This window comes from Rhodococcus sp. 105337, from assembly GCF_012844225.1.
GTDB lineage: Bacteria > Actinomycetota > Actinomycetes > Mycobacteriales > Mycobacteriaceae > Rhodococcus.
The window spans coordinates 247,796-261,767 of the sequence record NZ_JABAGQ010000005.1 but is presented as its reverse complement, the minus strand read 5'-3'; the positions used below and the strand labels follow the sequence as shown (position 1 = coordinate 261,767).

The following is a 13,972-nucleotide window of genomic DNA, read 5'->3' as shown; positions in this document are numbered from 1 at the left end:
TCACCTGAACTGCATGGACCTGTCGACCCGGCCCCATCTCATGGTGGGCAGATCGAGCAGGTAGTTCTGGCGCATGAGCCATGGGCTGCGGGAACCCTGGCCGGGCAGCGTGTTTTCCGCGCGGTGGATATACCCCGAGTTCAATCCGAGCAGCGGTCTGCGTTGCCCGTCGCCGGTGTACGAGGGTACGGCGATGCGGTATCCCTTGCGGCGCATGTATCCGAGCACCCGGCAGACGTACAAAGATGTGAGGTCGGCACGGAGGGTCCAGGACGCATTCGTGTAACCGATGCACAACGCGGCGTTCGGGATGCCGTCGAGCATGGTGCCGCGATAGATGACCGTGGAGGAAAGATCGACCGGTTCGCCGTCGACGGCTATCGCGATCCCGCCGGCCGGTACCAGACGAAGGCCGGTGGCCGGGATCAGGATGTCGGCGTCGAGTTCGGTTCCCGAACGCAACCGGACACCCTTCTCGGTGACCGTGTCGATGTGGTCGGTGACGACCTCTGCCGCGCCGGTTCCCAGCGCCTCGAACAGATCGGAGTCCGGCACCACGCACAGGCGCTGGTCCCACGGATCGTACGACGGCGTGAAGTGAGGATCGACCTGCGCCTTGTCACGGAGCCGGCGCGCGGTCAGCGTGCGCAGCACGCGCTTCGCGAGAAACGGTGCCCGCCGGCAGAACTGGTAGAAACCGAGATTGGTCACCACGTTCTTCGCCCGCACCGCACGGTGGGCGACGGCGCCGGGCAGGTAACGGTGCAGGAGGCGGGCCCACCCGTCCTGCGCCGGAAGAGACATGACGTACGACGGCGAGCGCTGCAACATCGTCACGTGTTCGGCCCGTTCCGCGAGCGCGGGCACCAGGGTCATCGCTGTCGCGCCACTACCGACCACCACGATCCGCTTGCCGTGCCAGTCGAGATCCTCCGGCCAGAACTGGGGATGGACGACCGTCCCCACGAAGTCGTCCAGCCCGGGAATCTCGGGTAGGTACCCGGACTCGTAGCTGTAATAGCCGCTGCACAGGTACAGGAACGAGCACGACATCTCGACCGTCCGGTCTCCGACCCGGGCACGCACCGTCCACCGCGCATGCTCCGACGACCAGGACGCCTCGGTCACCTTGTGCCCGAACCGTATTCGAGTATCGATTCCGTTTTCGGCGGCAGTGTCGCGTACATACTGCAGAATGTCCGCACCGTCGGCGATCGACTTCTCCCCTCGCCACGGCCGGAACGGGTAACCCAGTGTGTACATATCGCTGTCGGATCGGATTCCGGGGTACCGGAACAGGTCCCAGGTTCCGCCGAGGGAGTCGCGGCTCTCGAGAATTGCGTACCGGAGGTCCGGGCACCGCGTCTGCAGGCGGTATCCGGCACCGATTCCGGAAAGACCGGCACCGACGACCAGCACATCGACGTGTTCCACCGGGTTCCTACCCTTCGGTCCAGGCGAGAAGGTCGTCGACGGACCACGTGTTGATCACCCGATCCGGTTCGACGCCCCGCTCGGCAGCGCGCTCACAACCGTAGCCCAGCCACGCGAGTTGCCCGGGTGCGTGGGCGTCGGTGTCGATGGAGAACAGGCACTCCGTCGCCAGCGCGAGATCGATCAGGCGTGACGGGGGATCGCGGCGCTCCGGCCGGGAGTTGATCTCCACCGCGGTGCGGTGGTCGCGGCACGCCGCAAACACCTTCTCGGCGTCGAACTTCGATTCGGGACGCTGCCCGCGACCCCCCGTGACGAGCCTGCCCGTGCAGTGCCCCAGCACATCGACGTGAGGGTTTTCGACAGCACGGAGCATCCGCTTCGTCATCACGTCACGGTCGGCACGGAGGTGGGAGTGCACGCTGGCCACCACCACGTCGAGTTCCGCGAGCAGGCCCTCGTCCTGGTCGAGCGTTCCGTCGTCGAGGATGTCGACCTCGATTCCCGTGAGTATCCGTGCGCCCTCGCCCTTCTCGTTGATCTCCGCGACCACCTCGAGCTGAGTGAGAAGGCGTTCGGCGCTGAGCCCGTTCGCGACCGTGAGCCGGGGGGAGTGGTCGGTGAGCGCGTAGTACTCGTGCCCGATCATCGACGACGCGGCGCGGTGCATCTCGTCGATCGAGCTGCCGCCGTCCGACCAGTCCGTGTGGGTGTGCAGATCACCGCGCAGCGCCGCGAGCAATTCTTGCCCGCCTCTCCCGATGGGTTCGGCTTCCTCGCGCAGCCGGGCGAGATACTCGGGAACGCCGTCGAAGGACTCGCGTATCACCGCTGCGGTCTTCGGACCGATGCCGGGCAGTTCCGTCCAGTTGTCCCGGCGGCGCCTCGAGGACCGCGCCACGTCGTCGAGTCCGGCGACGATGTCGGCCGCGTGCCGGAAGGCCTGGACGCGGTAGGTGGCGGCATGCTCGCGTTCGAGATAGAACGCGACCTCACGAAGAGCTGTGACCGGATCCATCTCTCCATTGTGGCAACGCGGGTCCGTACGGTGGAGGCCATGCCGAAATGTCCGATTGCTCTTGCCGTCGCCGTCGCGGGCGGTATGTCCGCGTTCGCCTGGGTGTCGTCACAGGTGAGCGCGCAGGCGCAGGGCCGGATGGTGGACATCGCCGAAGCACCCCCTGCGCCCGTGGTGATCGTGCCCGGCGCCCGGGTGCGTGCGGGTGCGCCGATGACGTACCTGCGAGGACGGCTCGACGCGGCCGTCGAGTTGGTCCGCAGCGGCCGGGTGCGGGCGGTGCTGGTGTCGGGCGACGCGGCGGGTACGTCAGGCGACGAGATCGCGGCAATGGTGGGGTACCTCGTTGCGCACGGCGTCGACCGCGAGCAGATCGTCACCGATCCGTACGGCCTCGACACCTACGACACCGCTCGCCGGGCGGTGGAGACCTACGGAGTCCGGCACGCGCTGATCGTGACGCAGTCGTTTCATCTGCCCCGCGCCGTCGCGCTGTGCCGCCGGGCGGGCATCGACATCACGGGTGTCCGGGCGAGCGGGGACGTACGAACCCGTACCCGCGTCCGGAATCTTCTCCGCGAGCATCTGCTCTCGCGACCGAAGGCATTCCTGGAGTTGCGGTTCCCCCGTGACCCGGTGGTGTCGACGCCGCGCGACGGCCGGCTCGCCGACATCCTGGCGGTGCGCTGAGCAAGCGGTGTCCTGCCGCGATCGCCATGCCCTCCGCGCGGCTCATAGTGTGGACCCATGCGTCCAACAGCTCTCATCACCGGCGGAGGCCGCGGCCTCGGTGCCGCGATCGCCCGTGAACTCGCCCCCACACACGATCTCCTGGTCGGTGGGCGCAGTCGCGGTTCCCTCGACGCCGTGCTCACCGAACTTCCGGCCGCCACCGCGTGGCCGGTCGATCTCCTCGACCACGATGCCGTTGCACGATCCACGGGGAGCATCGAGCACCTCGACGTTCTTGTACACAACGCCGGAATCGCGGAACTCGGAACGATCGCCGACGGGAACGCCGGTCAGTGGCGCGAGACGTTCGAAAGCAATGTCGTCGCCGTCGTCGAGCTCACCCGGTTGCTGCTCCCTGCGTTGCGTGCAGCGAACGGGCATGTGGTGCTCATCAATTCGGGAGCGGGTCTCCGCGCGAATGCGGGCTGGGGTGCGTATGCGGCGAGCAAATTCGCGCTCCGCGCGTTCGGCGACGCGCTGCGGCTCGAGGAGCCGTCGCTGCGCGTCACCTCGGTCCACCCCGGCCGGATCGACACCGACATGCAAAGGGCGATCATCGCCACCGAAGGTCGCGAGTACGACCCGGAGCAGTTCTTGAAGCCGAGCACGGTGGCCCGGGCGGTGCGGCAGGCGATCGAGACCCCGCGCGACGCGCAACCCACGGAGATCGTTCTGCGTCCCTGGTGACGCGGGTGCGCCCCGGAGCCGCAGGACTCAGAAGGGCAGCGGAATGACGACCGGAGGTCCGCCGGGAATCGGAATCTGGATCTGAGGGGGCGGCGGCGGAGGTGGCGGGGCCGGCGCACGAGGCGGAGCCGGAGCAGGCGCCGGCGGTGGCTGTGGAGCCGGCTCGGGTGCCGGCGGTGGGGCGGGCGCCGGCGGCGGCGGAGGCGGCACGAACACCGGGGGCCGGGCGGGCGGCGGTGCCACCGGGGGCGGTGCGGGTTCGGGTGCCGGCGCGGGCTGCGGTCGCTGCTCCTGTGCACGCTGCTCGGGCGACGGAGACGGTTCGGGTTCCGTCGGCGCGACCTCCGGTGGCGGAGGGGGCGCGGGCGCCTGCTTGCCTTCTCCGATCCGGACGGGCAGGAGGCCACCGGTCATGATGTCGACGACCCGGAACTCCTCGATGGGCTGGGCCGCCGGTTGAACGACGAACAGCCGTTCGGGATTCAGGCCGGACCAGCTTCGGCCCTCGAGCTCGGCACCTTCTGTCAGCACCGGCGACGACAGGGGATTTCCGCGGGCACATCGGACCTTGGGGACTCCGCGGTTGTCGACGAGCACGATCGTTCCCGTCTCGAGTACGGACTGGACGGGTCGTGCCACGCCGTCCTCGTACTCGTGGAGGGTGACGCGCGTATCGGCGCGGAGCAGCACCGGGGTGAGCTTGGCGATATACCCCCGGATGTCGGGGACTTCGAGGACGTCCCGCCACGCGTCTGCCTTGGAGCGGTCACCTTCGAGCGTGTCTACCAGTGCATTCCGGTCACACAAATCTCGTTCGAGGCTCCCGCCGTAGAGAGCGGCCCGGTCACCCGACACCGCGGGCGTCGCGCCGTCCGCCGCCACCGGGTCGCCGGCCGTCTCGACGACATCGCGTGCGGGCGGGGGTACGGCCACGGGCGCTTGCGCCGGGAGCAGTCGGCCGGTCCACGGATATTCGCCTTGCGACGTCGTCACCTGGAGTCGCACGGTCGGGGGTTCCTCCGAACCGCCCGATGTGCACGCGCCCGCCACAAGCGTCGCGGTGAGCGCGAGCACCAGCCCGAATCCACGCACTGTGTCGGTGGCCACGTCGCCATGTTAGGTCGATGGCGTACGGAGATATGGCTATTCGGCACTTCCCGCGGGCGAGACGACGTCGGACACGAAGCGGAGGAGCAGAGCGTCCACCTCCGCCTTCCGTTCCATCTGCACGAAATGTCCGGCTCCGGGGAGAAGATGAATGCCCCGCAAGTCGGGCACAGCGGCGCTCATCCGCTCGAGCGCTCCAGGACCGGACATCGTGACGACCGGATCCCGGTCGCCCGCGACGAAGAGCGTCGGCACCGTGATCTCGGCGCCCTCGTAAGGAGCCGAGGCGAGCCAGTTCGCGTCGTACGCCCGGTACCAGCACAGCCCGCCACCGAAGCCGGTGCGGTCGAATACCGCGGCGTACGTGTCGAGTTCCTCCTCCGAGAGCCACGCCCACGGAAGGGCAGGTGCCTGCGGGAGCACGTCGAGATAGCCGTTCCCCTCGGACGGGTGATTCCACACGTCGAGGTACCGGTACTCACCGGAGAGAGCGAAGAACAGCCGCTGCAGGAATTCGCGCGCCCGCGGATCGAGTTCCGCTTCCGCGACGCCGGGTTCCTGGAAATAGTGCAGGTGCAGAAAATGCTGTCGCGCCATCTTCCGGTACAACTCCGTCGGGCGGGCACGGAGCCTGTCCGGCGCGTACGGCACGGCCAGCAGGACCAGACCGGCGACGCGGGAGGGATGACGCAGCGCCGTGGTCCACGCGGCGGGCGCACCGAAGTCGTGGCCGACGAATACCGCGCGGGCGATCCCGAGAGCGTCGAGCAGTCCGACGAGACGGTCGGAGGTCGCGACGGCTGTGTACTGCTCGACGGTGGCCGGACGATCGGTGCCGCCGTACCCCGGCATATCGGGCGCAATCGCCCGATATCCGGCTCCGGCAAGCGCGGCACTCTGGTGCCGGAAGCTGTAGCCCAGACCCGGGAAGCCGTGGCACAGGACGACGGCGGGGCCGTCGCCGCTGTCGTCGATGTTCCACGTGAAACCGTCGACGTCGACGGTGCGGGACGCCATCAGGACGCCGGAACGGTCTTCATGTCCTCCTGGCTCCAGTACGCCTTCATGCTCGAGATTCGCGCCTCGTCGTCGAACGTCATGACGTCGACGACCTCCATGACCAGATCCTGCTCGCCGAGGTGGGTGACGAGCCGGAAGAGGAACGCCGCGTTGTTCTCGGCGATCTTGAGTTCGAGTACTTCGCCCGTCTGCGTCATCGGCTCGATCACACCGTAGAACTCGCGGAGTTCGGCCTCGGTGGTGCGCACGGGCGTACCGATCGGGTCTTCGACCGTGGCGCCGGGCGCGTAGAGCGCAAGCACATCGTCGACCGTTCCCTTCGCGACCGACCGGACATAGTTCTCGACGGTGGCGCGGATCGCGTCACGGGTGGGTGCCATGGGTGAGCCCTCTCGATTTCTGGAACGTGTTCCACGTTGGAGGCTAGAGCACGACGCGCATTCCGACCAGGCTGTGATCACACAGTCCTGGGCCACAGTCGTGCCATGCTTACCCCACCACCGACGGTTCGACCCGCGACGCCAGGAGCACGATGCCCGAGACCCTCGCCTTCACCCTCGACGGACACGCCGGCACGCTCGCGGCCAGGCAATGGGAGACGGCGACGCCCCGATACATCGCGTTGTTGTGCCACGGCTACGGGGAACACGCCGGCCGCTACGACCATGTGGCCGCGCGACTCGTCGACGACGGCGCCGCGGTGTACGCCGTCGACCATGCCGGTCACGGACTCAGCGACGGCGAGCGCGTCTTCGTGCCCGATTTCGAGCTCGTGGTGGACGATTTCCGCCGCCTCGATCTCACCGCCCGGCGCGACCACCCGGGGCTTCCCGTCGCCCTGATCGGACACTCGATGGGCGGCATGATCGCCGCACGGTACGCGCAGCGATTCGGAGACGAACTCGCCGCCGTCGTTCTCTCCGGGCCGGTTCTCGGTACGTGGCCGGTGGTCGACACGCTGCTGGCAGCGGACGAGATCCCTGATACTCCTATCGATCCCGAGACACTCTCGCGCGATCCGGAGGTGGGACGCGCGTACATCGACGATCCTCTCGTGTGGCACGGACCGTTCCAGCGGGTCACCGTGCAAGCCCTGAAGGCGTGTCTGGACCTCGTCACGACGGCCGGCCCGGTCGAGACCGTGCCCGTGCTGTGGCTGCACGGGGAAGACGACCGCCTCGTGCCGCTCGACGGAACCGCGAGCGGCTGGTCCACCTTCGCCGGCAGCACGTCGTCGTCGAAGGTGTACCCCGGCGCGCGACACGAGATCTTCAACGAGACCAACCGGGACGAAGTTCTCGGTGACGTGCTCGATTTCGTGCGCAGCCACCTGGGGGAAGCCCGCACGGGCGGGTGACGACACCGGGAATTCTCCGGCCGGTTCAGGATTGAAGCGTGCCATTCGCGGTTATCCCGCCGAAAGCCACTTTCTCGTGGACCCATCGGAAGGAGTTCCCGTGGCCGAAGAGGATGCATCGCACAAAGCCCGTGAAGGGTTGAGGAAATCCGTGGTCGGCAAGTTCAAGGAAGTAGCCGGAGCGCTCACCCGCAACGACTCCCTGACCGCCGAAGGCCGCCTCGAGCAGGAGGAGGCACGCAAGCGCAAGGAAGCGGACACGTCCGCACAGCTGGCGGACGCCGAAGCCAAGCAGGCCACCGACCATCTCGAGGCTGTGCACGAGGCCGGCCGCCAGGAACGTGCGGCGGCGGAACGCCGAGCCGACGCCACAGAGACCCGTGCGCACCAGGAAGCCGAGATGCGGAAGCACGAGGCCGAACGCGAGCAACAAGAGCAGGTGGCGCGCGAGAAAGCCCAGGCGACGCGCGACGCGGCCCTCGCCGAACAGCGTGCCCGGGCTCGGGAGAACGCGGAGGCAGCCGACGTTGCCGCAGACGTGGGCGACGCCCACGCGGAACACGGAGAAGCCGTCACCGACGCCGAGCGCGCACGCCTCGAGGCGGAACAGGAACGCCGCCGGGCCGAGGCTCTCGGACAAGCGCTGGACGAGCACGACCGCTGACGCGGGCGTCAGCGGCGACCCCGCGAACCGTGTTCGACGAGACCCCGACTTCGTACGGCCCACAGAACCGGAGACTGGAGATGTGCCCATGAATCTGACCGCCTTACCCAAAAGCGTTCTGCGACTGCAATATCGCATCGCCCGATTCCCTCTGGGCGTGATCGAACAGCAGTTGCGGTTCCTCCCGTCCGACGCGGCACCGCGCCTGATGTACGAGCGCGGCCTCGGTATGCTCGACGGCATTGTCGGCAGTGTGGTGGGAGACGAGGACATCGCCACACGCGGGGCGCTGGCCAACGAACGCGCGCAGGCCGTGATCCGCGCCGAAGAACTCGACCGGCAGGCGGCCGACGAAAAGCGGGCTGCAGACGAGGAACTGCGGCGCGCGCACGAACGCGCGGCGGACGAGCGCGAGGAGGCGCGACGGAAACGCGAACGCGACGTGGAGCAGGCGCGAGCCCAGCGCGACGAGCGCGAGAAGCAGGCCGCACAGGAAGCCGCGCAGAAGAAGGCAGCGCAGACCGCGCAGGCCACGAAGCAGGCCGAGAAGCAGCAGCAAACCGCCGAAGCGGCGAAGCGGAAGCAGCAGACGGCCGTTCGGGAGGCCGAGAAGCAGGCATCCGAACCGGCCAAGATCGCGCTCGAGGATGCCGTCGCCAAGAAACTCGAGTCGAAGAAGGCCGAGCAGGACGCCAAGAAGGTGGGCAACCTCGCCGACGCGGAGAAGTCCTCGCGGCGTTCGGCTTCGAGGCAGTCCAAGTAGCAGGAACCGACAGTGCCCGGCAGCTCGTGCGAGCTGCCGGGCACATGTTCGTCGCCTAGGTGAACACGTCTACTTCACGACGTTGACCATCTTGCCCGGTACGACAATCACTTTCCGGGGCGCGGCGCCGCCGAGCATCTCGACGATCTTCTCGTCCGCCAGCGCGGCGGCTTCGATCGCATCCGGCTTCGCATCGGCGGGCACCGTGATGCGACTGCGCACCTTCCCGTTGACCTGGATCGGGTACTCGACGGAGTCCTCGACGAGCCACTTCTCGTCTGCGGTCGGGAAGGGCCCGTGCGCAAGCGATTCCGTGTGTCCGAGCCGGGACCACAGTTCCTCGGCGAGGTGCGGCGCCACCGGAGCGAGCATGAGCACGAGGGGTTCGACCGCACTGCGCGGCGCACCCGCCGGGTACTGCTTGGTCAGGTGGTTGGTGTACTCGATCAGCTTGGCGATCGCGGTGTTGTCACGCAGGTGTGCGTAGTCGTCCGTCACCCCGGCAACGGCCTTGTTGAGCGCACGCAGGGTCTCGTCGCCGGGCGTCTCGTCCGTGACCCGCACATCGCCCGTCTCCTCGTCGACCACCAGTCGCCAGGCACGCTGCAGGAAGCGGGACGCACCCACGACGTCCTTGGTCGCCCACGGACGCGACTGGTCCAGCGGGCCCATCGACATCTCGTAGACGCGGAGCGTGTCGGCACCGTAGTCGTGGCAGATCTGGTCGGGCGCAACGGAGTTCTTGAGCGACTTGCCCATCTTTCCGTACTCGCGGGCGACTTCCTGCTCGCCGTCGGGACCCGTCCAGAAGAACTTTCCGTCGCGTTCGACGACGTCCTCGGCCGGGACGTAGACACCGCGCGCGTCGGTGTAGGCGTACGCCTGGATGTATCCCTGGTTGAACAGGCGCCGGTACGGCTCGGACGAGGTCACGTATCCGAGGTCGAACAGCACCTTGTGCCAGAAACGCGCGTACAGCAGGTGCAGCACCGCGTGCTCGACGCCGCCGACGTACAGATCGACGCCGCCGGGATCGTTCGGCCCGTACAGATCCGGGCGCGGCCCGGTCCAGTACTGCTCGTTCTCCTTGGCGCAGAACTCCTCGTTGTTGAGCGGGTCGATGTAGCGCAGCTGGTACCACGAGCTGCCTGCCCACTGCGGCATCACATTGGTGTCGCGGGTGTAGCGCTGCAGACCGTCGCCGAGGTCGAGTTCGACGTTCACCCAGTCCGTGGCCTTCGCGAGCGGAGGCGAGGGGGCCGAGTCGGCGTCGTCGGGATCGAACGAGACGGGAGCGTAATCCTCGACCTCCGGAAGCTCCACGGGCAGCATGGATTCGGGGATCGCGTGAGCCTCGCCCTGTGCGTCGTAGACGATGGGGAACGGTTCGCCCCAGTAGCGCTGGCGCGCGAAGAGCCAGTCGCGCAGCTTGTACTGGACGGTTCCGACTCCCGCCCCGGACTCCTCGAGCTTCGCGATGATCGTCTTCTTCGCGTCCGGCACCGCCAGACCGTCGAGGTAGTCGGAGTTCACGAGCACACCGTCGCCGGTGTATGCCGCCTCCGAGATGTCGCCACCGGTGATGACCTCGCGGATCGGCAGCCCGAAGGCGGTCGCGAATTCCCAGTCACGCTGGTCGTGGCCCGGCACCGCCATGATCGCTCCGGTGCCGTACCCGGTCAGGACGTAGTCCGCGATGAAGACCGGCAGCTTCTCCCCGTTGACGGGGTTGACCGCGTAGGCGCCGACGAAGACGCCGGTCTTCTCCTTGCTCTCCTGCCGCTCGAGATCGGACTTGGCCGCGATCGACGCGCGGTACGCGGCGACGGCGTCACCTGGGGACGCGGCGCCACCGGTCCAGCGGGCATCGACACCCTCCGGCCAGGATGCGGCGACGATCTCGTCGACCAGCGGATGCTCGGGTGCGAGAGTGACGTAGGTGGCACCGAACAGCGTGTCGGGCCGGGTCGTGAAGACCTCGATATCCGAATCATGCCCGGCCACACCGAACTTCACCTGTGCGCCGTGGCTGCGCCCGATCCAGTTGCGCTGCATCGACTTGACCTTCTCGGGCCAGTCCAGGTATTCGAGATCGTCGATGAGCCGGTCGGAGTACGCCGTGATGCGCATCATCCACTGCTGGAGGTTCTTCCGGAACACCGGGAAGTTCCCGCGTTCGGAACGGCCGTCCGCGGTGACCTCCTCGTTGGCGAGCACCGTGCCCAGGCCGGGGCACCAGTTGACCAGCGAATCCGAGCGGTACACGAGGCGGTAGCCGTCGAGAGCGGACTGCTTCTCGGCATCCGACAGGGTCGACCAGTCACGGCCGTCCTCGAGGGAGCGGACACCCGCGTCCAGTTCCGCCTCGAGTTCGGAGATCCGGCGGGCCTTCCCTGCCGACCGGTCGTACCACGCGTTGTAGATGGTGAGGAAGATCCACTGCGTCCAGTGGTAGAACTCCACGTCCGTGGTCGCGATGGAGCGACGCTCGTCGTGCCCGAGTCCGAGGCGCCCGAGCTGGCGCTGCATGTTGGCGATGTTCGCCTGGGTGGTCGTGCGGGGATGGGTCCCCGTCTGGACGGCGTACTGCTCCGCCGGCAGCCCGAAGGCGTCGTAGCCGAGTGTGTGCAGCACATTGCGGCCCTGCATGCGGTGATAACGCGCGTAGACGTCCGTCGCGATGTAGCCGAGCGGGTGGCCGACGTGCAGGCCCGCACCCGAAGGGTAGGGGAACATGTCCTGCACGAACAGCTTGTCGGCCGGCACATCGCCGGCGAGCGCGCCGACGGGATTGGCGGCGTGGAAGGTGCCGCGCTCGCGCCACAGCTCCTGCCAGCGCTGCTCGATCTGCCCCGCGAGTTCGGCGGTATACCGATGCTTCGGGGTGGCGTCGGACGACTGCTGCTGTGCGGCAGCGTGCGGCTGTGCGGAGGTCTGATCGGGACGGGTCACGGTGATCGCTATCTACTCGGCCGGCGTTTGTGGGCTCCTACCAGGGTAGAACGTGCCCGAACCCGACCTCACCGGCGCCTTCGGCCGACGCGTATCCTGACCGAGTGCTGATCGTCGCCCTTCTGCTCTTCCTGCTCGCTCTCGTCGTCGGAGCGGTCGGTGTCGCAGCGCTGGCCGGGAAGTTGCCGCGTAACCGCTGGGCCGGAGTGCGCACCCCCGACTCTCTTCGCGACGACACCACGTTCGCGCTGGCCAACAAGGTTGCGGCCCCCAGCATGCTCGGGGCTGCCGTCCTACTCGCCGTGGGCGGTATCGCCTGCCTGACCCTGCCGACCGTCGCGGCGATCATCGCGATCGTCGTCACCGTCGGGGCGGCGCTCGTCACCGCCGGTGCCGGTGGTGCGGTCGGTGCGCGGGTCGCGGCGGCGACGAAGCCCACGGAATCCGAGGGATGCGGCTCGTCCTGCGGTGCGTGCAGCCTGCGCGGGGCGTGCGAGCCGAGCGCCTGACAGATCCCGGCGCCGGCGTCGCCGGCAACGCAGAACGGCTCCGAGCCTCTACTGTGAGGCCGTGTCGCAGAGTGAGGCCGTTTCGCAGAGTGAGGCCGTGTCGCAGACCCGCGTGATCGATCCTGTCGGTGTTGTCTTCGGCATCGTGGTTCCGGTACTCGCCGCCGCCTCGATCATCGTTCTCGCCCGTCTCTGGGAGCCACGGCTACCGGCCGAGGTGGCAACGCACTGGACCGGATCGCGCCCGGACGGCTTCGGACCGGTCGGCTCGTCGGCGTGGACGATGGCGCTGCTCGTCGTGATGGTCGGGGGCGGTTGCTGTGCGATCGCGGCGCTCGCCCGGTCGTTGCTGCTGATGCGGCGCTACATGCTCGTCATCGGTCTCGGGGTCACCGGGGTGATGGTCGCGACATTCGTCGCCGTGCTCGGCGCCCAGCTCGACGTCGCGGACGCGACACAGACAGCATTTCCCACCTGGTCGATCGCGGTCGGCACGGTCGCGGGTGTCGCAGTCGGATGGCTCGGTGCGGCCCTGCTGCGCGACGGACGCGAACGCACACCCGCATCACGCCCGCCCGCACCCGCTCTGCCCCGCGGACCGGTCGAATCACCCCTGGTGGACCGAGTCGGTATCGGCGCCGGTGCCACCGTCGTCCTGCTGGGCTCGGTCCTCGTGCCCACCGTCCTCGTGTGCGCAGCCACGGACAGCTGGTGGCCGACGGCGGTCGTCGTTCCGGTCGCCGTCCTCGCCGTGAGCCTGCTGCGCTTCACCGTGATCGTGGACGAGAAGGGCATCCGGGTGCGCAACCTCGCGACGGATGCGGTGGTCTACGACCTCGACGAGATCGTCGGGGCCGAGGTCACCGAGACCCGGCCCTTCCAGGACTGGGGCGGCTGGGGTTTGCGGGTGAAGGGGCGCGGCAGATACGGCCTCGTCACCACCACCGGACCGGCTGTGGCGGTGTCAACGGCGTCGGGCCACGTCTTCACGGTCACCTCGGCACGCGCCGATGAGCTGGCCGGGGCACTCAACACCCTCGCGGATCGACGCGGCGCCGCAGTATCCACCGACCCCACCGGGTTGACGGAACCGTCCACCTGACGGTCGGTCAGTTCCGCTCGATCTCGATCGGATGCGTCGCGAGCAGCGCGAGCGGGAGCGGCTGACGGCGCAGGACCCGCGCCCAGAGGTCGACGTGCGCGGGAGTGAAGATGTCGTAGGGGAGCGCGGAGACCACCATCCAGTCGTCGTTGCGCAGCTCCCCGTCGAGTTGACCCCCGCTCCATCCCGCGTACCCGGCAAAGATCCGCACGGCTTCGACGTGCCGGGCGATGACGGCCGGATCCGAATCGAGATCGATCATCACGACGCGCCCGTCGACCCGTCGGATACCGGGCACACCGTCGACGGACATTCCGACCGGGACCGTGCCCAGACACAATGCCGAACTCCGGTGAACCGGGCCGCCGACGAACAACGCCTTCGGCGCCGCCGCGAGCCGCGTCCACCGTGGCAGCATCGCGTCGACCGAGGTATTGCTGATGCGGTTGAGGACGACGCCGAAACTGCCCGCGTCGGTGTGCTCCACGACGTAGACGACGCTGCGGCGGAAAGTCGGTTCGGTGAGGTCGGTGGCGGAGACGAGGAGACTTCCGGGCCGCACCTTCGGAGTCACAGGTGCGGTGCGGTCCTCGGGTTCCTCCTGGTGCTGCGCCACGAGAGACATTC

Annotated in this window: 14 protein-coding genes; 7 read left to right on the top strand and 7 right to left on the bottom strand. The window is 68.2% G+C overall.

From position 1 onward, the window contains the following. Both HF886_RS11205 and HF886_RS11200 read right to left on the bottom strand, forming a co-directional pair. Complete coding sequence (locus tag HF886_RS11205; protein WP_169652325.1) at positions 1 to 1,434, bottom strand: NAD(P)/FAD-dependent oxidoreductase; 1,434 nt, start codon at positions 1,432 to 1,434, stop codon at positions 1 to 3. A gap of 7 nt (positions 1,435 to 1,441) precedes the next feature. Continuing rightward, positions 1,442 to 2,452 carry a PHP domain-containing protein gene (locus HF886_RS11200; protein WP_169620936.1) on the bottom strand — a complete coding sequence of 337 codons (1,011 nt, stop codon included), beginning with the start codon at positions 2,450 to 2,452 and terminating at the stop codon, positions 1,442 to 1,444. Between the two features lie 84 nt (positions 2,453 to 2,536). Between HF886_RS11200 and HF886_RS11195 the strand changes: the two genes are divergently transcribed. Further along, the gene (locus tag HF886_RS11195) at positions 2,537 to 3,142 is read left to right on the top strand and encodes a YdcF family protein (protein WP_240952249.1); all 606 of its coding nucleotides are present in this window, start codon (positions 2,537 to 2,539) and stop codon (positions 3,140 to 3,142) included. 57 nt (positions 3,143 to 3,199) lie between these two features. After that, the gene (locus HF886_RS11190) at positions 3,200 to 3,871 is read left to right on the top strand and encodes an SDR family oxidoreductase (RefSeq protein WP_169620934.1); all 672 of its coding nucleotides are present in this window, start codon (positions 3,200 to 3,202) and stop codon (positions 3,869 to 3,871) included. Between the two features lie 27 nt (positions 3,872 to 3,898). Here the strand turns inward: HF886_RS11190 and HF886_RS11185 are convergent, their stop codons facing one another. The 3 genes from HF886_RS11185 to HF886_RS11175 are packed head-to-tail and all read right to left on the bottom strand — an operon-like array spanning position 3,899 to position 6,378. Then, a complete protein-coding gene (locus HF886_RS11185) occupies positions 3,899 to 4,978 on the bottom strand; it encodes a DUF6777 domain-containing protein (RefSeq protein ID WP_169652324.1) in 1,080 nt (359 codons plus the stop codon). Between the two features lie 36 nt (positions 4,979 to 5,014). Further along, positions 5,015 to 5,995: an alpha/beta hydrolase gene (locus HF886_RS11180; protein WP_169620932.1), complete on the bottom strand. Its 981-nt coding sequence runs from the start codon at positions 5,993 to 5,995 to the stop codon at positions 5,015 to 5,017. Then, on the bottom strand, positions 5,995 to 6,378 hold the full coding sequence (locus tag HF886_RS11175) for a nuclear transport factor 2 family protein (protein ID WP_169620931.1): 384 nt from the start codon (positions 6,376 to 6,378) through the stop codon (positions 5,995 to 5,997). The genes HF886_RS11180 and HF886_RS11175 overlap by 1 nt, the downstream gene beginning before the upstream one ends. A 152-nt stretch (positions 6,379 to 6,530) precedes the next feature. On the opposite strand from HF886_RS11175, the gene HF886_RS11170 reads away from it, so the two are divergent. From HF886_RS11170 to HF886_RS11160, 3 genes are all read left to right on the top strand, one after another. Beyond that, positions 6,531 to 7,355, top strand: a complete 825-nt coding sequence (locus HF886_RS11170) for an alpha/beta hydrolase (RefSeq protein ID WP_169652323.1) — start codon at positions 6,531 to 6,533, stop codon at positions 7,353 to 7,355. Positions 7,356 to 7,455: 100 nt separating this feature from the next. After that, a complete protein-coding gene (locus HF886_RS11165) occupies positions 7,456 to 8,019 on the top strand; it encodes a CsbD family protein (RefSeq protein WP_206038687.1) in 564 nt (187 codons plus the stop codon). A gap of 88 nt (positions 8,020 to 8,107) precedes the next feature. Beyond that, the gene (locus tag HF886_RS11160) at positions 8,108 to 8,782 is read left to right on the top strand and encodes an IF2 family translation initiation factor (RefSeq protein ID WP_169620928.1); all 675 of its coding nucleotides are present in this window, start codon (positions 8,108 to 8,110) and stop codon (positions 8,780 to 8,782) included. Positions 8,783 to 8,851: 69 nt separating this feature from the next. Here HF886_RS11160 and leuS read toward each other — a convergent pair whose 3' ends face one another. Next, on the bottom strand, positions 8,852 to 11,734 hold the full coding sequence (gene leuS / locus HF886_RS11155) for a leucine--tRNA ligase (protein ID WP_169620927.1): 2,883 nt from the start codon (positions 11,732 to 11,734) through the stop codon (positions 8,852 to 8,854). Positions 11,735 to 11,838: 104 nt separating this feature from the next. Between leuS and HF886_RS11150 the strand changes: the two genes are divergently transcribed. Both HF886_RS11150 and HF886_RS11145 read left to right on the top strand, forming a co-directional pair. Further along, positions 11,839 to 12,243, top strand: a complete 405-nt coding sequence (locus HF886_RS11150) for an SdpI family protein (protein ID WP_169620926.1) — start codon at positions 11,839 to 11,841, stop codon at positions 12,241 to 12,243. Between the two features lie 97 nt (positions 12,244 to 12,340). Next, positions 12,341 to 13,345, top strand: a complete 1,005-nt coding sequence (locus tag HF886_RS11145; RefSeq protein ID WP_169652359.1) for a DUF1648 domain-containing protein — start codon at positions 12,341 to 12,343, stop codon at positions 13,343 to 13,345. Positions 13,346 to 13,352: 7 nt separating this feature from the next. Here HF886_RS11145 and HF886_RS11140 read toward each other — a convergent pair whose 3' ends face one another. After that, entirely contained in the window at positions 13,353 to 13,970 is a 618-nt protein-coding gene (locus tag HF886_RS11140; RefSeq protein ID WP_206036880.1) for a YqgE/AlgH family protein, read from the bottom strand. Positions 13,971 to 13,972 lie beyond the last annotated feature (2 nt).

Coding starts and splice junctions, on each gene's coding strand:
- HF886_RS11200 (WP_169620936.1), bottom strand. CDS start 2,452: ATGGATCCGGTCACAGCTCTTCGTGAGGTCGCGTTCTATCTCGAACGC.
- HF886_RS11195 (WP_240952249.1), top strand. CDS start 2,537: ATGTCCGCGTTCGCCTGGGTGTCGTCACAGGTGAGCGCGCAGGCGCAG.
- HF886_RS11190 (WP_169620934.1), top strand. CDS start 3,200: ATGCGTCCAACAGCTCTCATCACCGGCGGAGGCCGCGGCCTCGGTGCC.
- HF886_RS11180 (WP_169620932.1), bottom strand. CDS start 5,995: ATGGCGTCCCGCACCGTCGACGTCGACGGTTTCACGTGGAACATCGAC.
- HF886_RS11175 (WP_169620931.1), bottom strand. CDS start 6,378: ATGGCACCCACCCGTGACGCGATCCGCGCCACCGTCGAGAACTATGTC.
- HF886_RS11170 (WP_169652323.1), top strand. CDS start 6,531: ATGCCCGAGACCCTCGCCTTCACCCTCGACGGACACGCCGGCACGCTC.
- HF886_RS11160 (WP_169620928.1), top strand. CDS start 8,108: ATGAATCTGACCGCCTTACCCAAAAGCGTTCTGCGACTGCAATATCGC.
- HF886_RS11140 (WP_206036880.1), bottom strand. CDS start 13,970: ATGTCTCTCGTGGCGCAGCACCAGGAGGAACCCGAGGACCGCACCGCA.